The organism is Pseudoalteromonas sp. Z9A5 (genome assembly GCF_011378875.1).
Classification (GTDB): Bacteria; Pseudomonadota; Gammaproteobacteria; order Enterobacterales; family Alteromonadaceae; genus Pseudoalteromonas.
In genome coordinates this window covers 82972-104561 of record NZ_WTLC01000016.1, presented here as the reverse complement: position 1 = coordinate 104561, position 21590 = coordinate 82972, and the positions used below count along the sequence as shown (strand labels likewise).

Sequence of the window (21590 nt, the reverse complement as noted above, 5' to 3'; positions counted from 1 at the left end):
TATTTAGCGGCCTTAAAACACAGAGGTTCACCACTTTTAAAATTTGCAATTAATAGCTAAATTTTACTAGTCGTCCACCTCAGGGCGTGTTGTTAGCTGCTGATTTTAGCCCATATTATTATAGTGATGGATATTCATTAACTCATCTATCCGATCACAAACATCCAAATTTTCTTTGACGTCTGCTACCCAATCTTCTACTGCCAAACAAACATCTTTGCAAAATACATCTATTTGTAATTGATAGACACCATTTATGGAGTTTCCATGAATTATATTGCCATTCGGTGGCGGTGTAATAAATATAAAGGCTTCTTTATGCTCTTTTTCTAAAAGCCCCTGATGTAAACCTTTGCACCTAAACTTATAGCAATCACTACCAGTAAAAGAACAACCTTCGTTTGCAGGCATAGACTTTAGAGACTCTATGCCAGTTTCGTCCATTCTTGTAATTGCATCTGGATTTCTAGACATAACTAATTCAAATAAATTTTCAGGATCATATTTCACCTTTAAATACTTATTGAACCAATTACGATATCTCTCCCCAACTTCACCCCTCTTACCTGTAGGAGGCTTTTCTAACGCACCACAGATATCAGGTAAAGCTAATGCTAAAAATAAAGCTGAAAACCAATTTTCATCCTCTATCGATTTTCTTATTGATGATACAAACCGATCCATAGTTCGACTCCAAGCAGCTAACAGCTTTATCAGAGGACACTTTCCTCTTTTTATGAGCAATGTATGTCCTCTTAATTATTTTTAATATTAATAACAAATCCTGTAACACATTGCCAGCTTTAAACTTTAAGTCAGGCTGTTCTTTTATTAAAATGCAGAAAAGAGGAAAATGTCCTCATTTCTTGACTTAGGAGGAAAAATGTCAATACTGTATATAAATACAGTTAATTGAGAATTAAAATGAAAACTAAATCCCCTTTTCTTAATAGTATTATCAACTATATGTATAGCCATCACTATGCTAAAAAATCTATCGAAACTTATGTATTTTGGATTACTGCCTATATCCATTTTCATAATAAGCGGCACCCTACCAGTATGGGCAATAATGAAGTTGAAATATTTTTAAATCACTTAACAGTCACTAAAAAAGTAGCAGCGAGAACACAAGCAACCGCTTTAAATGCACTAGCTTTTTTATATAAACATATTATCAAGAATGAGCTCTCATTAGATTTAAATTTCGTTAAAAGTAACCGCCAACAGAAACTTCCTGTCGTACTTACACAGACTGAGGTATCGCTATTTTTTAGAAATATAAATAAACGACATTATTTGATAGCAAGCCTGCTATATGGAAGTGGTTTACGGCTGATGGAAGCAGTAAAAATAAGAGTTCAAGATATTGACTTCGACTATAAAAACATACGCATTTGGAACGGTAAGGGTAATAAAAATCGTATTGTGACACTTGCTGAAGAATTAATACCAATGCTAAGAAATCAAATAATTCAAGTTGATGAATATTTACAGTTAGATTTAAAAAATGATGCGTACGCCGGTGTATGGATGCCTCATCGACTTAGTAAAAAATACCCAAGCGCTAATAAGTCTTTACAATGGCAGTTTTTGTTCCCATCACATAAATTAAGTACAGACCCTGAAACAGGAGAAATAAGACGTCACCACTTAGATCATTCAGGGGTAAGAAAGGCAGTTAAACTGTCTTCAACAAAAGCTGAAATTAATAAACACGTTACGCCACATACTTTGCGTCACTCTTTCGCTACGCATTTGCTGCAAAGCGGCGCTGATATCCGCACAGTACAAACACAGCTAGGTCATAGTGATGTGCGTACTACACAAATATATACGCATGTACTACAACAAGGTGCCAACGGTGTTATTAGCCCTTTTTCAAGATTATAAATATCTCAGTAACAAGGCAAAAATTTAGTTATATTGTTTGTCTATATGAGAAGTTTTTAACGCAGTTAATTAGAACGCTAGAATGTTCTACGCTTTAATTCAACGGGTATCCTACTCATGTTTTACAACAAATTGTCAACGCCGTTGTTAGCCCTTTTTCAAGGTTATAAACTCCCCGATTTAAAACAAAAAAGCACAGTCCACAACAACCATGCTTTTTAAATAAACCTTAATTCAGTTCGGTTTACAAACGAATACCGCCGTCTATTTCAACCACGCGACCGGTAAAAAAGTCGTTTTCGATTATGTATTGTGCAGTATGCGCAATTTCGTCGCTTTCGCCTAAGCGCCCGACTGGCGTTACTGCAAGCATACGCTGTTTGGCTTCGGGCTTCATGGCGTCGGTCATGGCGGTGCTTATTACACCTGGTGCAATAGCGCCTACACGTATACCAAAACGACCAAGTTCTTTAGCCCATGTGGTGGTAAGTGCCACTACGCCTGCTTTTGATGCCGCGTAGTTTGTTTGGCCTATGTTACCTGCTCGCGCTACGCTCGACATATTAACGATTACGCCGCCTTTACCTGATTCAATCATGTGGCTTGCAGCTTCCCGCCCTGCTAAAAACACACCTGTCAGGTTTACATCAATCACTGATTGAAATTGCTCAAGAGACATTTTTTTAACGACTTTACCGTCTTTTGCTTTTATAAACATGCCATCGCGTAAAATACCGGCGTTGTTTATAAGGACGCCAATGTGACCAAAATCGCTGTTAATGGTATTAAATACGTTTTCTACTTCGCTCTCATTTGTTACGTTTGCGGCATACCCTTTTATATTGCTAGTTACACCTTCAAGCTGCATTAGTTGCATAAGTTGCTCGCATGCGGTGTTTAATAAGTCTTGTGCCATATCTATTAAAGCGATATTTGCACCCATAAGAGCAAACTTTTGCGCCATTGCAAAGCCTAAACCTTGTGCGCCACCGGTTATTACTACCGTGTTATTTTTAATTTCCACGCGTTGCTCCTACTTAGAAAACAGTTTAAAAATGGCACTAAAGTCATCACTACCCGCACCTTGGTGTTGTAGCATAGTGTATAAATTTTTAGCCATTGAACCCATAGGGGTTGTTGAATTACTTTGCTGCGCGGCTTCCATGGCAAGGCCTAAATCTTTAGCCATTAAATCAACCATAAAGCCTGGTTTATAATCGTTACTTGCAGGTGCACCGTCCATTACACCTGGGCAAGGGTTGTAAAGTTCGAGTGTCCAGTTACGGCCAGAACTTGCGGTCATTATGTCGCTAAGTACTTTAGGATCGAGGCCGTTATTTATGCCCATTTGTAGTGCTTCGCTGGTGCCTGCCATTAAAATGCTAAGTAGCATGTTATTACATATTTTTGCAACTTGTCCTGCGCCAATATCACCTGCATGAAATATGTTTTTACCCATATCACTAAGCACTGTATTTGCTTTATCAAACGCTGCTTTTTCGCCGCCTACAATAAAGGTAAGTGTGCCTGCAGTTGCGCCTGCAACGCCGCCCGACACCGGTGCATCTACAAAGTTTATGCCCTGATCGCCAAGCGCACTGCCTACAATACGGGCTGATTCTGCATCTATTGTAGAGCAGTCAATTACTAATGTACTTTTGCTCAGCACGTTAATTAAACCGCTGTCGTCGTTATTACCTAAGTAAAGCGATTTAACATGTTTGCCCGCAGGTAACATGCTAATAAGCACGTCAGCATTAGTTGCACAGTGCTTTGCATCAACCGCTGCTTTTGCACCTTTGCTTGCAAGCTCATTTACGACCGATTGGTTTAAATCGAACACGCTAACAGTATGTCCAGCTTTAATTAAGTTAGCCGCCATTGGGCCGCCCATATTACCTAAACCAATAAAACCTATGTTTAATTTACTCATAGTTGTTCCTTTTAGATACCAATTTTATTTAACAGCAAGCTCATTGAGCGGGTGATTTTCGCCAAAGCGGTTAGCAAAAAAGCTATCTATTATTGTTTGTGGTACATCACTAAGTGTTTTGTATTGCCAATTTGGCGCACCGTCTTTATCTATTAGTAGCGCCCTTACACCTTCTTGAAACTCACCTACTTCGCCAGCGCGAACCGACATACCCAGCTCCATTTTAAAACACGCTAATAAGCTTTTGCCTTGGCTTGTTTTTAATTGCTCACTTACAAGTGCACAACTTAGTGGGCAGCCATGTTTAAGTGATTTTTGGGCGCATTGTAGCCATTTATCGTCAGTGGTTAGCCCTAAAATGTAATCAACTTGCTCCTGCAAGGTTGTAAACTCACCCAGTCTTTGAATCGTTTTTAGGTTAGCTTTTACGTTGCCTTTGGGCATACACGCCGACTGGTTGTCTAAATCGGTGAGTAAATCGGTTAATCGCTCATGATTTAGCCTGTCATGATTTGAATTTGCTGTTTTATCCCACTTGGCAGTTAAAATTTGTGCAAGCATGGCATCATATTTATTGCTATCGATGAAGTGATCGGCAAGCGATACAAAACGCGCGTCGTCGCAGTTTATAGAGGCCGACGTTAGCCCTAAAAATAGCCCAACACTTTGTGGCATTTTATGTAAAAAGTAACTGCCGCCTACATCAGGGTATAACCCTATGGTTTGCTCTGGCATGGCAATGCGTGATGTTTCCGTTACTACGCGGTGGCTAGCACCAGCCATTAACCCTAAACCGCCGCCCATTACTATGCCGTTACCCCAAACAAGGATTGGTTTATCAAAGGTATGAATAAGATAATCAAGCTTGTACTCAAGCGTAAAAAATTCTTCAACTAAGCTTATTGGTTTACCTTGCGCCATTGCATGATGAAGGCTTACAACATCGCCACCTGCGCAAAATGCTTTATCGCCTGCGCCTTTTAACAACACCATTGCAATAGCATCATCGTCTTGCCAAGCTCGCAATTGCGGCTCAAGTAATTTGATCATCTCAAAATTAAGTGCATTTAAGGCTTTTGGCGCGTTGAGTGTAATAAGCCCAATTAAACTGCCATTTTCTGCGGTTGCGGTTTCAAATATCACGGGCTCATCGGCGCTATTTAATAATGTTAAAGTACTCATTAGCCGTTTACCCAGTTAGCGCGGCGTTTTTCTAAAAAGGCATTTACGCCTTCTTGTTGATCTTCGGTATCAAATAAACCAACAAATAACTCGCGCTCAAGAGGCAATACACTCGCCATTGGTTGATGACGCCCTTTTTGAATCAATGTTTTACACGCTGCAACTGAGGTAGGGCTTTGCTCGCTTACTTGATTAGCTAGTTTTAATGCCGCCGCAAAGCTTTCGCCCTGCGGTACTACTTCTTCTACTAAGCCAATTTGCAGGGCTTTATCAGCTTTTAAGCGCTCGCCGCATAAAATCATGCGTTTTGCCCAGCCTTCGCCAACTAGCCATGCTAAATTTTGTGTGCCACCAGCACAGGGTAATAACCCTACTTTAGCTTCAGGGAGCGCCATTTGTGCTTGCTCTTCCGCTATACGTACGTCGCACGCAAGCGCCACCTCTAAACCGCCGCCCATTGCATAGCCGTTTATGGCAGCAACCGACACGCCTCTAAAATTAGTAAGCGCTTCAAATGCTTCACCAAATACACGCGACATATCAGCAGCTACGCCTTTATCGCCACATGCAAATACGTTCAGGTCGGCACCCGCGCTAAAAAACTTCTCGCCTTCGCCAGTCAGTACTAATGCATAAATATTTTTATTATTATTAAGCTCATTAACGGTATTTTTTAAATCAACTAAGGTGTCTTTTGTCCAGGTGTTTGCTGGCGGATTAGACATCGTTAAAATAGCAACATGACCTTCAATTGTAAGTTCAATACTCGGATTAGATTTAGATTCTGACATACATTGCTCCTTATAAAACGTCGTTTGCTGACTCAGCCAAAATACGGCGCGCAATTATTACACGCATAATCTCGTTAGTGCCTTCTAAAATTTGATGAACGCGTACATCACGTACATGGCGCTCTAGCGGGTATTCTTTTATGTAACCGTAACCACCATGAATTTGCAGTGCGTCGTTACACACGGTAAAGCCAACATCGGTAGCAAAACGTTTAGCCATGGCGCAGTAAGTTGTTTTTTCAACGTCGTTATTATCAAGTTTAAATGCTGCAAGCCTAACCATTTGGCGCGCAGCTACAAGCTCGGTGTTCATGTCGGCAATTTTAAATTGTAGCGCTTGAAACGCAGCGAGTGGCTTACCAAATTGGGTGCGTTCTTTTAAATATTCACGGGCGGTATTAAGCGCCGCTTGCGCTGTACCAATTGAACATGTGGCAATGTTAATTCGACCGCCATCAAGGCCTTGCATCGCAAATTTAAAGCCTTCGCCCTCTGCGCCTAATAAGTTATGCGCAGGAATGCGTACATTTTCAAAGCTAATAGAACGAGTAGGTTGTGCGTTCCAACCCATTTTTTCCTCAGCTTTGCCGTATTCCACGCCTTTTGCGTCGGCAGGCACTACAAATGCCGAAATACCCGCAGCGCCTTCGCCACCGGTACGTGCCATTACAACTAATACTTCGGTTTCGCCAGCGCCCGATATAAACATTTTTGAGCCGTTAATAACGTACTCATCGTCCTCAAGCACGGCTTTTGTTTTAAGTGATGCCGCGTCTGAACCCGAACCAGGCTCTGTTAAACAATAAGAGGCAAGTAGCTCGCCCATTACTAATTGCTCTACGTATTGGTCTTTAACTGCATCGGTACCAAAACTTGCTACCATCCACGTTGCCATATTATGAATGGTTAACATGGCCGTGGTTGCTGTACAGCCCATAGCAAGCTGTTCAAAAATAATACTCGAATCTAAACGCGATAAACCAAGGCCGCCGGCTTCCTCTGGCGTGTATAAACCACAAAAACCAAGCTCGCCCGCTGCTTTAATCGTGTCTTTAGGGAAAATATGTTCGCGATCCCATTTTGCTGCATAGGGTGCGAGTTCTGACTCGGCAAATTGACGTGCTGTTTGCGCAAAGGCTTGTTGATCTTCTGATAAATTAAAGTCCATGGTAGAGACCTCTTTAGTTGTGTGTTTGTTGTTGTGTGTTTGTTGCGTGTCGTTTTCCCATTACAGGAATAGTTAGTGACGAGCAGCGAAGACTTATGTGTGTTGTGTGTGAAGTAGCCTTCGCGCCCATCTTTTTTATTATTAGTTATTTAGTTATTCGTTTTAATCATGATTACTTTAAGTTAATGCTCATGTTTGGACCAGACGCAATGTCGTCTTCAAACCAACGTGAGGTAATCGTTTTAGTTTCTGTGTAAAAACGAATACCTTGTTTACCGTACGTGTGTGTATCGCCGTAAAACGAGCCTTTCCAACCAGTGAACGAAAAGAACGGAAGTGGCACCGGAATTGGCACATTAATACCCACTTGGCCTACTTCAATTTCGTGTTGGAATTTACGAGCCACTGCGCCGCTTGATGTAAATAACGAGGTACCGTTACCGTATGGGCTGTCGTTAATAAGTGCGATCGCTTCATCAAGCGTGTTTACAAACATACACGCTAGTACTGGGCCAAATATTTCTTCTTTGTATAAATCCATTTCTTTGGTTACGTCAGTAAATAACGTTGGGCCAACCCAGTTACCTTGCTCATACCCTTCAACCGTAAAGTCAGAACCATCAATTAAACAGGTAGCGCCTTGCTCTTTACCACCGGCAATGAGTGATAAAATACGTGCTTTTGCTGCTTTTGATGTTTGTGGACCGTATGCCGCATTAGCATCATCCCACACGCCTGGGCGTACATTTTCAAAGCCTGCTTTAATTTCATCTACCCATTCGCTTGCTTGACCTACAAATACAGCAACCGAAATACCCATACAACGTTGGCCAGCTGCACCGACCGATGCGCCTACTAGGTTGTTTACAACGTGCGATTTACTTGCATCAGGCATAATAACCATGTGGTTTTTAGCGCCAACACACGCTTGCACACGTTTAAGATTTTGTGTGCCTTTAGAATAAATATAAGCACCTACACCACACGAACCAACAAACGAAATAGCACGCACTGCTTTATCTTCTAGTAAGCGGTCTACTTGTGGTTTTGTACCGTGAACAACTTGTAATACGCCTTTTGGTGCGCCGGCTTCAATAAATAGCTCTGCTAAGCGCATTGGTGTAAGTGGATCTTGCTCAGACGGTTTTAAAATAAAGGTGTTACCACACACAATAGCCAGCGGGAACATCCAAAGTGGGATCATTGCAGGGAAGTTAAACGGAGTAACGCCCGCACACACGCCAAGTGGCTGCATGTAAGAATACGTATCGATTTTACGCGCTACGTTTTCCATTGTTTCACCCATCATTAATGATGGTGCGTTCGCTGCTTGCTCTACTACTTCAATACCACGCCAAACATCGCCTTTTGCATCTTCAAATGTTTTACCCAATTCGTGGCAAATAATGGTAGCAAGCTCATCGTGATGTTCTTTTAATAGCGCAGCGTACTTCATCATAATGCGTGCACGTTCAGTAATGGGTACGTCTTTCCATGTTTTAAACGTCTCAGAGGCTGAGGCAATTGCCGCGTCCATTTCTGAATCGGTAGTGCATGGCACTTGTGCAAGTACTTCTTGAGTTGCTGGGTTTATAACGTCGATAAGCTCTTTAGACGCTGATTGAATAAATTCGCCATTAATAAGTAGTGGAACTTGGTGCATAATTAAATCCTAGTGTGTGAGTTGTGTGTTCTCTTTTAAAAGTTGTGTGTTCTCTTTTAGAATTGGTAGCGCCGCTTTGTTAGTATTATTAGTGCAGCGCTTTTATAGTTATTCGTACAGCTTTCTTATAACTATTTAATACCTCGTTAATACGCTTCTACGGCCATAGCAACCGCTTCACCGCCGCCAATACATAAAGACGCAATGCCTTTTTTAAGGCCTCGGTTTTTAAGGGCATGAATAAGCGTTACTAAAATACGCGCGCCGCTTGCACCAATTGGATGACCCAATGCACATGCACCGCCATTCACGTTTACTTTGCTTTCATCAAGTTTTAACTCGTTAATAGCCAGCATGGTTACCATGGCAAATGCTTCATTAATTTCCCAAAGGTCAACGTCGTTTACAGCCCAACCTGCTTTTTCAAGCACGCTGCTTATTGCACCTACTGGCGCTACTGTAAATTCACTTGGTTTTTGAGAATGAGTACTGTGCGCTACAATTTTACAAAGCGGTGTTAAACCCTGCTCTTTTGCTTTTGATTCGCTCATTAATATAAGCGCCGCGCCCCCGTCTGAAATTGACGATGAATTAGCGGCTGTAATGGTGCCGTCTTTTTTAAAGGCTGCACGTAAGGTAGGAATTTTTTCTGGGCGGGCGTTACCTGGTTGCTCGTCAATCGAAACTGTTACATCACCTTTGCGTGTTTGCATTGTGTGCGGTGCAACTTCGTTATCAAAGCTACCATTTTGTATTGCTGCTTTTGCTTTACTTAATGAGCCTAATGCAAACGTATCCATTTGCTCGCGACCAATGCCGTATTCGTCGGCGGTGTCTTGTGCAAAACAACCCATTGCTTTGTTGTCGTAGGCATCTTCAAGGCCGTCGCTCATCATGTGATCTTTTATTTCGCCATGCCCCATACGCATTCCGCCACGCGCTTTTGGAATAAAGTACGGTGCGTTTGTCATGCTTTCCATGCCACCAGCAATAGCAGATTGAATAGAGCCCGCCTTAATTAAATCGTTTGCAAGCATGGCTGCTTTTAAACCAGATCCGCACACTTTATTAATTGTTGTAGCGCCAGTGCTAAGTGCAAGCCCTGCTTTTAACATTGCTTGGCGTGCAGGCGCTTGCCCAAGGCCCGCTGGTAATACACAGCCCATAATTACTTCATCTATAGCGTTATTAGCTAAACCAGTTTGTGCAAGTGCGCTGGCAATGGCGGTAGCGCCAAGCTCGGTAGACTGCGCATCACTTAACGCTCCCATAAATCCACCCATTGGGGTGCGTTTTGCTGCTACAATTACCACTGATTCTAAAGTCATAACTAACTCCGTTGTAATTTAATGCAAATAGTTGTTAGTATATTTGCTCTATTAATTTAGTATTCATTTATTATTTAACACCCATACACAATACTAACGTTTACGCCAACGTCAACTAAAAACAGCTTAATCTTTTGTTTTAAAAGTGTACGCATTATTTTCCACCTGTAAGGCTTTACCTACCAAATAAAAATAAACTATTGAATATTAGCAATATAACTCAACACTTCGCACCAACACTCCTTTATAAATAGTTTCAAAACACACCAAGCTTTACCTTTACGTAAACATCACTTATATTGGGGTTATTCGAATGAGGTAAATACAAAAATGAAACCAGATAATCAAACAAACTTTGCAAGCTCATCTAATATACCGGCAAGTAATGAGCAAACATTTAGCATTAGCGAACTCGCTAAAGAATTTGACATTACAACCCGCTCTATTCGTTTTTACGAAGACCAAGGGTTAATTACACCTGAGCGAAACGGGCAAACCCGTATTTATTCAAAACGCGACAAAGTGCGTTTAAAACTAATACTACGCGGTAAGCGCCTTGGCTTTACATTGGCCGAAACCGGTCGTTTGTTTGAACTGTACGACGCAGATAAATCAAGCGCTAAGCAGTTGGTTACCATGCTTGACCTTATTTCAGAAAAAAAAGCAGACCTATCTCAACAAATGGACGACATTAAAGTTGTTCTTATGGAATTGGTAACAGCCGAGCGCCGCTGCCGCGACACCCTTAACAAAATAGACGAGTAAGTTTATTTTTAAAATAAAAACACACTGACAACACACACGTCACACAGGAATGAATCATGAGCACTATTTCACTATATAAAGAAATGAACTTTGGCCTTGGCGAAACTGCCGATATGATCCGCGACCACGTAAACAGTTTTGCGAGTCAGGAGATTGCCCCGCTTGCTGAAAAAACTGATTTAGATAACGCTTTTCCAAATCAACTTTGGACACAAATGGGCGAAATGGGCGTACTGGGTATGACCGTATCTGAAGAACTTGGCGGCGCCGGTTTAGGTTACTTAGAACATGTTATTGCTATGGAAGAAATTAGCCGTGCCAGTGCCTCTATAGGTTTAAGCTATGGAGCACATTCTAACCTGTGTGTTAATCAAATTAACCGTAACGGTACACAAGCTCAAAAAGAAAAATACTTACCAAAGCTTATTAGTGGCGAACACATTGGAGCTCTTGCAATGAGCGAGCCTAATGCAGGCTCTGACGTTGTATCGATGAAACTTAAAGCCGAGAAAAAAGGCGATAAGTACATTTTAAACGGTAATAAAATGTGGATCACCAATGGTCCAGATGCACACACTCTAGTTATTTACGCTAAAACAGATTTAAACGCCGGCGCTAAAGGCATTACCGCGTTTATTGTTGAGAGCAACTTTCCTGGTTTTTCTACGGCGCAAAAGCTAGACAAACTGGGTATGCGTGGCTCAAACACCTGTGAGCTGGTATTTGAAAACTGCGAAGTGCCCCAGGAAAACATTTTAGGTAATTTAAACGAAGGCGTTAAAGTACTTATGAGTGGTCTTGATTACGAACGCGTAGTACTTGCAGCAGGTCCGCTTGGCATAATGCAAGCGTGTATGGATATAGTGGTACCGTATATTCACGAGCGTAAACAGTTTGACACCCCTATTGGTCAATTTCAGTTAATTCAGGGCAAAGTAGCCGACATGTATACACAAATGAATGCAGCCCGCTCATATGTATATACGGTAGCTCGCTCTTGTGACCGTGGTGAAACAACCCGTAAAGATGCAGCCGGTGCCATTTTATACGCCGCAGAACTTGCGACTAAAATGGCGCTTGATGCGATTCAAATTTTAGGTGGCAATGGCTACATAAACGAATACGCCACAGGCCGCCTGCTTCGTGATGCTAAATTATACGAAATTGGTGCAGGCACATCAGAAATACGCCGTATGCTTATTGGTCGCGAACTTTTCACTGAAAGCCGTTAAGGATTAAACCATGACGATTTTAAAATCGAGCGTTAACCCTCACGATCCAACGTTTGTGCAAAACCACAAAAACATGTCGGCGCTGGTGGACGATTTACGCAGTAAAGTAGCAACAATTAGCCAAGGCGGAGGCGCTGCATTAAAGGAGCGCCACGAAGGCCGTGGTAAATTATTTGTACGCGACCGTATAAGTACGTTAATTGACGAAGGCTCACCGTTTTTAGAAATATCGCAATTTGCTGCCTTTGGTGTGTACGAACAAGCAATACCGTGCGCAGGTGTTGTAGCCGGCATTGGTCGTGTTAAAGGCATTGAATGCATGATTATTGCAAACGATGCCACGGTTAAAGGTGGTACGTATTTTCCGCTTACCGTTAAAAAGCATTTACGCGCACAAGACATCGCAGAGCGCTGCCACTTACCGTGTATTTATCTTGTAGATTCGGGCGGTGCAAACCTGCCTGAGCAAGACGATGTATTTCCGGATAAGCTGCATTTTGGTCGTATTTTTTACAATCAAGCCCGTATGTCGGGTAAAGGTATTCCACAAATTGCCGTGGTAATGGGGTTATGTACCGCAGGTGGTGCATACGTACCGGCAATGGCAGACGAAAGCATTATTGTAAAAGATCAAGGCACTATATTTTTAGCAGGTCCGCCGCTTGTAAAAGCAGCAACAGGCGAGGAAGTAACAGCCGAGGAGCTTGGCGGTGCCGATGTGCACTGTAAAGTGTCAGGTGTTGCCGATCACTACGCTGAAAACGATGCTCATGCGCTGTCTATTGCGCGCCAATGTATTGAGCGCATTAACTACACACGCCCTACTGCGCCGTTACTTAAACAAGAGCTAGAAGATGTAAAACCACCGCGTTACGATATTAACGAGCTTTACGGCATTGTAGGCACCGACCTTAAAAAGCCGTTTGATGTACGCGAAGTAATAGCCCGCACTGTAGATGACTCATCATTTGATGAATTTAAACGCTATTTTGGTGAAACGTTAGTCACCGGTTTTGCCAGCATTTATGGCAACCCCGTTGGCATAGTGGCTAATAACGGTATTTTATTTAGTGAGTCGGCGCAAAAAGGCGCACACTTTATTCAGCTGTGTGCTCAGCGCAATATTCCTTTAGTGTTTTTACAAAATATTACCGGCTTTATGGTGGGTAAAAAATACGAAGCCGAAGGCATTGCAAAGCACGGCGCTAAAATGGTGATGGCGGTTTCGTGTGCTGACGTACCTAAATTCACAGTACTTATTGGCGGCTCTTACGGCGCAGGTAACTACGGAATGTGTGGTCGTGCATTTGAACCAACCATGATGTGGATGTGGCCTAATGCCCGTATTTCGGTCATGGGCGGCGAACAAGCAGCCGGTGTAATGGCGCAAGTTAAACAAGATGGTTTAGCACGCAAAGGTCAAAGCATGAGCGAGCAAGAAATCAGTGACTTTAAAAAGCCAATTATTGACCAGTACGAAGAGCAAGGTCATCCGTATTACGCCAGCGCACGCTTGTGGGATGACGGTATTATAGACCCTGCCGACACGCGTAATGTATTAGGGCTTGCGTTAACAGCTGCGAATAACGCACCAAAACGTGATTCGAAATTTGGCGTATTTAGAATGTAACCGGAGCGCAAAATGTCAGTAACACTACAAATAACAAAATCTAATGTGGCTGTACTTGTGTTAAGCCGCCCAGAAAAAAGAAACGCATTTAACAGTGAAGTAATACACGAGCTAATTCAGTGTATTGAACATGCAAATACGCTTGATATTCGTGCTTTGGTTTTAAAAACAGAAGGTAAACACTTTTCAGCCGGTGCTGATTTAGCTTGGATGAAATCGATGGCGGATAACAACTATGCCGATAACCTAGCTGATTCAATGCAATTAGCTAAATTAATGCAGGTATTAGCAAGCTCGCCACACCCTACAATTTGCGCTGTGCAAGGTGCTGCTTTTGGTGGTGCTCTGGGTTTAATAGCCTGTTGCGACATAGCCCTTAGTAAAGACGATGCACAATTTTGTTTAAGCGAAGTAAAGCTTGGTCTTATTCCAGCAGTTATTAGTCCATACGTCATTAAAGCCATTGGTGAGCGCGCTGCTCGCAGGTACTTTTTAACGGCTGAAGTGTTTGATGCACATACTGCTAAACAACTTGGTTTAATTCATCAAGTAACCGGTAATTTAGACTGTGCGGTCGATAATATGCTGCAAACACTAATTGATAACGGACCTGTTGCAGTAAAAGCTGCTAAAGCATTAATTAACGATGTAGCAAATAAACCAATAACCGATGAACTCATTGAGCTTACCGCAGAGCGTATTGCAAAAATTCGCGTATCTGAAGAAGGTCAAGAAGGGCTAACTGCTTTTTTTGATAAACGCCCACCCGCTTGGCAACTGTAGGATTGATTATGAACACACAACGATTACAAAAAATACTGATTGCCAATCGTGGAGAAATTGCGTGTCGAGTAATGCGCACTGCAAAACAAATGGGCTTAACCACGGTCGCGGTTTATTCTGATGCAGACAAACATGCTCAACACGTAAAAATGGCCGACGAGGCTTACCATATTGGTGCTGCGCCAAGTAAAGATTCGTATTTAGTAGCAGACAAAATTTTACAAGTTGCCAAAGACTGCGGCGCTGATTGTATTCACCCAGGCTATGGTTTTTTATCTGAGAACAGCGATTTTGCTAAAGCCTGCGAAGCTAACAACATTGCGTTTGTAGGACCACCAGCAAGTAGCATTGAAGCAATGGGGTCTAAAACCCGCGCTAAAGAAATAATGGCAGCTGCTAACGTGCCGTTAGTACCTGGTTATTATGGCGATAAACAAGATCCTGCTTTTTTACAAAGTGAAGCTGAAAAAATTGGCTACCCTGTACTAATTAAAGCTGCCTTTGGTGGCGGTGGTAAAGGCATGCGCGTTGTACAAAACGCCAAACAATTTATGAGTGCACTTGAGGGCGCGCAACGTGAAGCAATTGCCGGTTTTGGTAACGATTTAGTATTGCTTGAGCGCTACGTAAACCAGCCTCGCCATGTTGAAGTGCAAGTATTTGCAGATAACCATGGTAACTGTGTTTATTTAGGCGATCGTGATTGTTCTTTGCAACGTCGTCATCAAAAAGTAATTGAAGAAGCCCCTGCTCCGGGTTTATCTGACGAGCTACGCAAAGAAATGGGCGAAGCGGCTGTACGTTGTGCATTGGCTATAAATTATAGAGGTGCAGGTACGGTTGAGTTTTTACTGTGTGGCGATGAATTTTTCTTTATGGAAATGAATACGCGCCTTCAAGTAGAACACCCAGTGACCGAAATGGTAACCGGTGTAGATTTAGTCAATTGGCAAATTAATATTGCGGGTGGGCAAACACTGCCACTGACACAAAGTGATATTCAATTGCAGGGTCATAGCTTTGAAGCGCGTATATACGCAGAAGATCCAGCTAACGACTTTATTCCGTGCTCAGGCACTATTGAAGCGTTACATACACCCCTTAACAGTGAATTTGTACGCATTGATACAGGCATTGCACAAGGCGACGAAATCAGCCCGTTTTACGATCCGATGATTGCAAAACTTATTGTGCACGACGACAATCGCGAACAAGCCTTGAGCCGTTTACAACACGCCCTTGAGCAATTTCATTTAGCGGGTTTTAGCACTAACATTGGCTTTTTACATAACTTAGCAAGCCACCCTACGTTTAAACAAGGTGCGCCAAGTACACACTTTATTGCAGAGCAAGGCGAGTCGTTAGTTGCGGTTGATAAATCGTTATTACAAGCAAGCCAACTTATTGGTGCTTTTGCATATTTAGAATCGTTAACTAGCACCCAAAATGCGCAAAACAGTGCAAGCCCTTGGCAACAACTGAGTGGTTTTACACTCAATGCTCCGCAAGCAATTAAAATCCCTTTTGCCGATTTACAGCTAAGCGCTATAAAAACGTCAGCGGGCTATAGTATTACGCATAACGAGCACGTATTTAACCTACAAGGCACATTAAATAATGGTCTTTGCAGTGTATTTATTAATGGCGAAAAACATACCGCGCATGTAAATACTGTTGGCAATAGTACCTTGAGCAATAGTACCGTGGCCAATATTGTCACTGTTATGAATAAAGCACTGCAAACTAAGCTTGAACTAGTTGATAAACATTATATCAGTTCGCACGAAAGCGAAGCTTTGCCACTTGCCGCGCCGCTTAATGGCACGGTAGTTAAGCACTTAATCGACATTGGTAGCACAATTACCAAAGGTGATGCGGTTGTTATTATTGAAGCCATGAAAATGGAATACACGCTTAACGCACCGCATGACGGAATTTTAAAAAGCTACTGTTTTGGTGAAGGCGAATTAGTAACGCATGGCGCTCTACTTGCGATAGTAGAAGATACAACAGAGGAAGGTGCATTATGAGTGCATTTCCAAGTAAAGTTCGTATTGTTGAAGTTGGCGCACGAGACGGCTTACAAAACGAAAAAACAGTAAGCACAGCCGATAAAGTAGCACTTATTAACGCCTTAAGTGCTGCTGGCTTAAAAGATATTGAAGCTGGCGCGTTTGTGTCACCAAAATGGGTGCCGCAAATGGCAGACTCAGCCGATGTAATATCAGCCCTTAATTTACCCGATGTAAATTTAAGCGCCCTTACACCTAACTTAAAAGGCGCACATGCAGCGCACGCTGTCGGCATTAAAGAGTTTGCTATATTTACAGCTGCGAGTGAGTCGTTTTGTCAAAAAAACATAAACTGCTCAATAGAGCAAAGTATTGAACGCTTTAGCGAAGTAATGGCGTTTGCTAAAGCTAATAATATCCGCGTACGTGGTTATGTAAGCTGTGTGCTAGGTTGCCCTTATGAGGGTGAAATTAACCCGCAAGCAGTACTGAGTGTATCGCAAAAGCTATTAGATTTAGGATGTTACGAAGTAAGCCTTGGCGATACCATTGGTGTTGGCACCGCTAAAAAAGTAACGCAGTTAATAGAGTTACTTTTAACGCACATTGATAAAACCAAACTTGCCGTGCATTTTCATGATACTTACGGTCAAGCGCTTACAAATATTTACGCAGCCTTAAGCCTAGGTATAGCAACGGTTGACGCGGCAGTCGCAGGCCTTGGTGGCTGTCCTTATGCTAAGGGTGCGTCAGGAAATGTTGCCACCGAAGATGTAGTTTACTTACTGCAAGGGCTTGGCATTGAACACGGAATTGATTTACAAAGGTTAAGTGAGGCTGGCTGGGAGATAACCAAAGCACTTGGTAAACAACCTGTGAGCAAAGTATCTGTGGCACTACACACTAAATAGCTATCTTATAAAATGATGATTCAAGATAGTTAACAACAAATAGCACACAATGAGGAGAGACTCATGGCCGGTTTTGATAAGGTAGTTTATAGCTACGAAGCTGCAATGGAAGGATTAAAAGACGGCGATACCATTATTGCCGGAGGTTTTGGTTTATGTGGTATTCCAGAGGGTTTAATTAAACAAATTAAGCAGATGCAAACAAAAGACTTAACCGTGGTATCTAATAACTGTGGTGTTGATGACTTTGGTTTAGGTATTTTATTACAAGACAAACAAATTAAAAAAGTAATTGCCTCATACGTTGGCGAAAATGCCCTATTTGAGCAGCAGTTATTAAGTGGTGAAATTGATGTAGAGCTTACGCCACAAGGTACTCTTGCCGAAAAAATGCGCGCTGGTGGCGCAGGCATACCTGCCTTTTACACCGCAACCGGTTACGGAACCCCTGTTGCTGAGGGCAAAGACGTAAAAGAATTTAATGGGCGCCCGTATATTTTAGAAGAGTCTATAACAGGTGAATTTGCCATAGTAAAAGCATGGAAAGCCGATCGTTACGGTAATTTAGTGTTTAGACACACGGCAATGAACTTTAATCCAATGGCGGCAACGGCTGGCAAAATTACCGTTGCCGAAGTAGAAGAGATTGTAGAGCCGGGTGAGCTTGAGCCAAGCCAAATTCATACCCCAGGTATTTTTGTAAATCGCGTTATTAAAGGCAGCTTTGAAAAACGCATTGAACGTGTAACAACACGAGATTAAGCAGGAGCATAATTATGGCATTATCACGTGAACAAGTTGCAATGCGCGTTGCACAAGAACTACAAGATGGTTACTACGTTAATTTGGGCATAGGAATTCCGACACTCGTCGCAAACTATGTACCGGATGATATTGAAGTTATGTTACAGTCCGAAAATGGTCTTTTAGGTATGGGTCCGTACCCTACTAAAGCAGAGCTAGATGCCGATATGATAAACGCGGGTAAAGAAACCGTGACAGCTGCTAAAGGTGCAGCCATATTTAATAGTGCGGATAGTTTTGCCATGATACGGGGTGGTCATGTAGACTTAACTGTTCTGGGTGCATTTGAAGTTGACCAGAACGGCAATATTGCATCGTGGATGATCCCTAAAAAGCTAATTAAAGGCATGGGCGGCGCGATGGATTTAGTCGCTGGCGCAAAAAATATTATTGTTACTATGACTCATGCTAGCAAGCATGGTGATTCTAAACTATTAGAGGCATGCTCTTTACCGCTTACAGGCGTTAATTGCGTTAAAAAAATAGTGACAGACTTAGCCGTACTAGAAGTGAAAGACGGCGCATTTCATCTATTAGAACGCGCTCCTGGTGTATCAGTTGATGAAATTATTAGTAAAACAGCAGGTAAACTACTTGTTGATGGTGAAGTACCAGAAATGGTTTTTTAGTTACTTTTAAAAAGTTTAATTAAAATATCGCTTTACCTTGTACCGACCTCATTCCCAGTGCCAATGGCGCTGAGTTACCCAAAATCCCTCTTACGAGGGATTTTTTTTATCTTTTTCTTTATTTTTTGGTCTTATTCATACATCTGTAGTAAATTATTATCTATAATAAGTGAATATTTAGATAGTCAGTATCTAGAGCTTTTGCACTACATTGTTGTTATCATGCACCACTTTTGTGAACTTGCTCTATAAATATTATTAACTAATTGATATTATTAGTTTTAATAACTGGTTCGATTATTGCCTATAGTAGGCGTCTCAAATAACTTTATATTGGAAAACATGCAAACTCCTATTCGTGGCCTTCGCTCTTTTTGCTTTGCAGCAAGAAGCCTAAGTTTTAAGCATGCAGCTAACGAGCTGTACTTAACTCCGTCTGCGGTAAGCCATCAAATTAAACAATTAGAAGAACAACTTGGCATTGAACTTTTTCAGCGTAAAACTCGCTCAATTAGTTTAACTACGGCCGGAAAAAACTTCTTTGATGCTATATCTCCAATAATTAGCACCTTAGAGGGCACCATCAATGAATTTAGTCAGATGCAGCAAAATACAAACTTGACGATAACGTTACCTGAGTTTTTTGCTAGTGAATTACTTATGCCTAGATTGCGTGAATGGACGTCAGAACATCCTAATATCAATTTGCAAATGGACACGCTTAAAACACGTAAAGAATTAACGCGCCATAGTGATTTATCAATCGTTTTATCATCAAGTAAGCCCACTGAAGGGTTAACAACTGAGTTGTTTAATTTAGAGTATATTCCGGCTTGTAACGAAAAATTGCTAGTTCAATGGAAAGACGATCACCGTAAAGCGCTTAATCAAGTCCCGCTTATTTTGCATAAAGCTCGCCCATGGGCATGGCATCAATGGGCTGAAAAGTCAGGAATAGATGATTTTTCTCCAACACAAATCATTCAAATTGACAGCATGTTTGGTGTAGCTAGAGCTGCACAACAAGGCATGGGAATAGCATTAATCCCATTACCGATAAGCCAGAGTTGGTTAGATGAAAAATGGTTATTTAAACTGTTTGAACAGCCACTAACAACGAAAGATAAATACTATTTAGTACAACATGAAGCAAGTGAGCCAAACCACCCTCTTGATATATTTGCTAAATGGGTTGTAAGTACATTTAGAAAAATACAAGACTGATCTCCTCTTTATTGTGGGCGAACCAATACTTAATAACTAATTATGTATTGTACAACTAATTCGCCCTAACATTATTTATACCTAACGTTTTTAAAACAAACCCACCAACTTTATTTATATTTAAAAAAATCAAGAGCTTAAAAAACCAACCTAGACTAAAGTCTATAGTTTAGTTTTTTTCACTTATTAGATTCGTTTTTATCGTTTGTCGAAAATGCGCTAACGATTTAAAGTAAATTCATCGGATACGCAAGCAGCAAAACTTGATTTATTTAATAAAACGCCAAGTTAATAAATGCAATTATTTGGGTTGTTAAGCTCATATAGCGTAAGAAAAAATCTTTATATTGTGTGTGAAGATGTTGTCAGTGTGAAAAGCAGTTCAGGTTAGGTGGTGACTTGATTTGAACTGTTTTTATTTTCGCTACAATCCACGTAATATTATTAATAAAGCTACAAGTATTAAAGTAGCAAACTATATCTTTATATTGTGTGTGAAGATGTTGTCAGTGTGAAAAGCGGTTCAAGTTAGGTGGTGACTTGGCTTGAACTGTTTTTATTACTTACTAACACCCATATAATATTAAATTGCCTGAGTTAAAGGCAGAAACAGAATCTTTATATTGTGTGTGAAGATGTTGTCAGTGTGAAAAATGGTTCAAGTTAGGTGGTGACCTAGCTTGGACTGTTTTTATTATTAAGACATAACTGCATAATACATATTTAATACAATTTAAATATCTCATATAAAAAGCCCCGTAAGCTAATACTTACGGGGCTTTTTTAGTTAATTTTTTATATGATATTGTTGCTTTAATTTGTTAATTTGAATTTTATGAGAAACTAAAAACTGATCAAACTTCTTAACTATCTCAGGATACTCAATAGACGATAATGAAAATGTTTGTAGATCCACAGACAATTGATTTTGAAAATAAACGGGTCGGATTAATTTAAAGTATTTAACGATATTATAATCAAGTACGTCGTTGGATATATAAATGCACTTTACGCGTTCTTTCAAAAGTAACTCAATTAATTCCATCACATTGGCTGTTTCTATTAACTCTATTTTTTTACTGTACATTAGTGATTTAAAGCTTTGCGGTGTAAACCCTCTTACCGTGGCAAAACTCACACACTCACTAATAGTAATTTTTTTATTTAAGCTTGCAATACCCGTTTTCGTTTCAACTATAGGCCGTGAATAAATAATATCATTAACATCCATAAATGAAGCTTTATAACTTGGTTTCCATTTAGGGTTATCTGGGTATTTAAAATCAACATGGCGGTGTTCTATAAACTCTTTGTAAAGACGGTTAATAGGCAATGCATAAAACTCAAGTTCAAACTCGTGCTGCTGCGCAAACAAAGTAAGTAATTTTTCGCTAAAGCCATAATAGTCAGCCTTATCGATACCGCTGCCGTCATAATATGGGAGATATTCAATGTTCTCAACACCCACTACATAGTGAGTAGCCGACCTTGCATTGCACATAAAGAGCAGCATAACGACAGAGAAATACATAAACTGCTTTAGTATTTTTTCTAATTGATTCATTTACAACCTAAATTAAATAATGTGTGTGATAGTTGTCGATGTGAATTTTAACAAGTTTGCAACGATTTTCATAAACCT

The 21590-nt window shown here is 41.1% G+C and carries 19 protein-coding genes; 10 read left to right on the top strand and 9 right to left on the bottom strand.

Features of this window, described 5'->3' with window-relative positions:
- Positions 1–105: 105 nt before the first annotated feature.
- Complete coding sequence (locus GQR56_RS10180) at positions 106–684, bottom strand: hypothetical protein (protein WP_166110979.1); 579 nt, start codon at positions 682–684, stop codon at positions 106–108.
- Positions 685–924: 240 nt separating this feature from the next.
- On the opposite strand from GQR56_RS10180, the gene GQR56_RS10175 reads away from it, so the two are divergent.
- A complete protein-coding gene (locus tag GQR56_RS10175) occupies positions 925–1893 on the top strand; it encodes an integron integrase (RefSeq protein ID WP_024592411.1) in 969 nt (322 codons plus the stop codon).
- A 244-nt stretch (positions 1894–2137) separates the two neighbouring features.
- Here the strand turns inward: GQR56_RS10175 and GQR56_RS10170 are convergent, their stop codons facing one another.
- The 7 genes from GQR56_RS10170 to GQR56_RS10140 all read right to left on the bottom strand — a co-directional run bounded on the left by GQR56_RS10170 (position 2138) and on the right by GQR56_RS10140 (position 9958).
- Positions 2138–2917: an SDR family oxidoreductase gene (locus GQR56_RS10170; RefSeq protein ID WP_024592410.1), complete on the bottom strand. Its 780-nt coding sequence runs from the start codon at positions 2915–2917 to the stop codon at positions 2138–2140.
- Between the two features lie 9 nt (positions 2918–2926).
- Positions 2927–3826 (bottom strand): 3-hydroxyisobutyrate dehydrogenase, encoded by a 900-nt coding sequence (gene mmsB / locus GQR56_RS10165; RefSeq protein ID WP_166110976.1) that lies wholly within the window; start codon positions 3824–3826, stop codon positions 2927–2929.
- Between the two features lie 24 nt (positions 3827–3850).
- On the bottom strand, positions 3851–5008 hold the full coding sequence (locus tag GQR56_RS10160; protein ID WP_166110973.1) for an enoyl-CoA hydratase/isomerase family protein: 1158 nt from the start codon (positions 5006–5008) through the stop codon (positions 3851–3853).
- Positions 5008–5799 carry an enoyl-CoA hydratase gene (locus GQR56_RS10155; protein WP_166110970.1) on the bottom strand — a complete coding sequence of 264 codons (792 nt, stop codon included), beginning with the start codon at positions 5797–5799 and terminating at the stop codon, positions 5008–5010. Before GQR56_RS10155 ends, GQR56_RS10160 begins: the two co-directional genes overlap by 1 nt.
- Positions 5800–5809: 10 nt before the next feature.
- Complete coding sequence (locus tag GQR56_RS10150) at positions 5810–6967, bottom strand: acyl-CoA dehydrogenase family protein (protein ID WP_166110967.1); 1158 nt, start codon at positions 6965–6967, stop codon at positions 5810–5812.
- A 172-nt stretch (positions 6968–7139) separates the two neighbouring features.
- The gene (locus tag GQR56_RS10145; protein ID WP_166110964.1) at positions 7140–8630 is read right to left on the bottom strand and encodes a CoA-acylating methylmalonate-semialdehyde dehydrogenase; all 1491 of its coding nucleotides are present in this window, start codon (positions 8628–8630) and stop codon (positions 7140–7142) included.
- A 146-nt stretch (positions 8631–8776) separates the two neighbouring features.
- Entirely contained in the window at positions 8777–9958 is a 1182-nt protein-coding gene (locus tag GQR56_RS10140) for an acetyl-CoA C-acyltransferase (RefSeq protein WP_166110961.1), read from the bottom strand.
- A 330-nt stretch (positions 9959–10288) separates the two neighbouring features.
- On the opposite strand from GQR56_RS10140, the gene GQR56_RS10135 reads away from it, so the two are divergent.
- From GQR56_RS10135 to GQR56_RS10095, 9 genes are all read left to right on the top strand, one after another.
- A complete protein-coding gene (locus GQR56_RS10135) occupies positions 10289–10723 on the top strand; it encodes a MerR family DNA-binding transcriptional regulator (protein WP_008169212.1) in 435 nt (144 codons plus the stop codon).
- A 56-nt stretch (positions 10724–10779) separates the two neighbouring features.
- The gene (locus GQR56_RS10130) at positions 10780–11955 is read left to right on the top strand and encodes an isovaleryl-CoA dehydrogenase (protein ID WP_101163880.1); all 1176 of its coding nucleotides are present in this window, start codon (positions 10780–10782) and stop codon (positions 11953–11955) included.
- Positions 11956–11965: 10 nt separating this feature from the next.
- A complete protein-coding gene (locus tag GQR56_RS10125) occupies positions 11966–13585 on the top strand; it encodes a carboxyl transferase domain-containing protein (RefSeq protein WP_166110958.1) in 1620 nt (539 codons plus the stop codon).
- 12 nt (positions 13586–13597) lie between these two features.
- Positions 13598–14368, top strand: coding sequence for an enoyl-CoA hydratase/isomerase family protein (locus GQR56_RS10120; protein WP_166110955.1), 771 nt, complete (start codon positions 13598–13600; stop codon positions 14366–14368).
- Between the two features lie 8 nt (positions 14369–14376).
- Positions 14377–16398, top strand: coding sequence for an acetyl/propionyl/methylcrotonyl-CoA carboxylase subunit alpha (locus tag GQR56_RS10115; protein ID WP_166110952.1), 2022 nt, complete (start codon positions 14377–14379; stop codon positions 16396–16398).
- Positions 16395–17291, top strand: a complete 897-nt coding sequence (locus GQR56_RS10110) for a hydroxymethylglutaryl-CoA lyase (RefSeq protein WP_166110949.1) — start codon at positions 16395–16397, stop codon at positions 17289–17291. Before GQR56_RS10115 ends, GQR56_RS10110 begins: the two co-directional genes overlap by 4 nt.
- A 63-nt stretch (positions 17292–17354) precedes the next feature.
- Entirely contained in the window at positions 17355–18053 is a 699-nt protein-coding gene (locus tag GQR56_RS10105; protein ID WP_166110947.1) for a CoA transferase subunit A, read from the top strand.
- A 14-nt stretch (positions 18054–18067) separates the two neighbouring features.
- Entirely contained in the window at positions 18068–18724 is a 657-nt protein-coding gene (locus tag GQR56_RS10100; RefSeq protein ID WP_007376577.1) for a CoA transferase subunit B, read from the top strand.
- A 342-nt stretch (positions 18725–19066) separates the two neighbouring features.
- Positions 19067–19948, top strand: coding sequence for a LysR family transcriptional regulator (locus GQR56_RS10095; RefSeq protein WP_024612440.1), 882 nt, complete (start codon positions 19067–19069; stop codon positions 19946–19948).
- Between the two features lie 787 nt (positions 19949–20735).
- Here the strand turns inward: GQR56_RS10095 and GQR56_RS10090 are convergent.
- Entirely contained in the window at positions 20736–21512 is a 777-nt protein-coding gene (locus GQR56_RS10090) for an amino acid ABC transporter substrate-binding protein (protein WP_166110942.1), read from the bottom strand.
- Positions 21513–21590 lie beyond the last annotated feature (78 nt).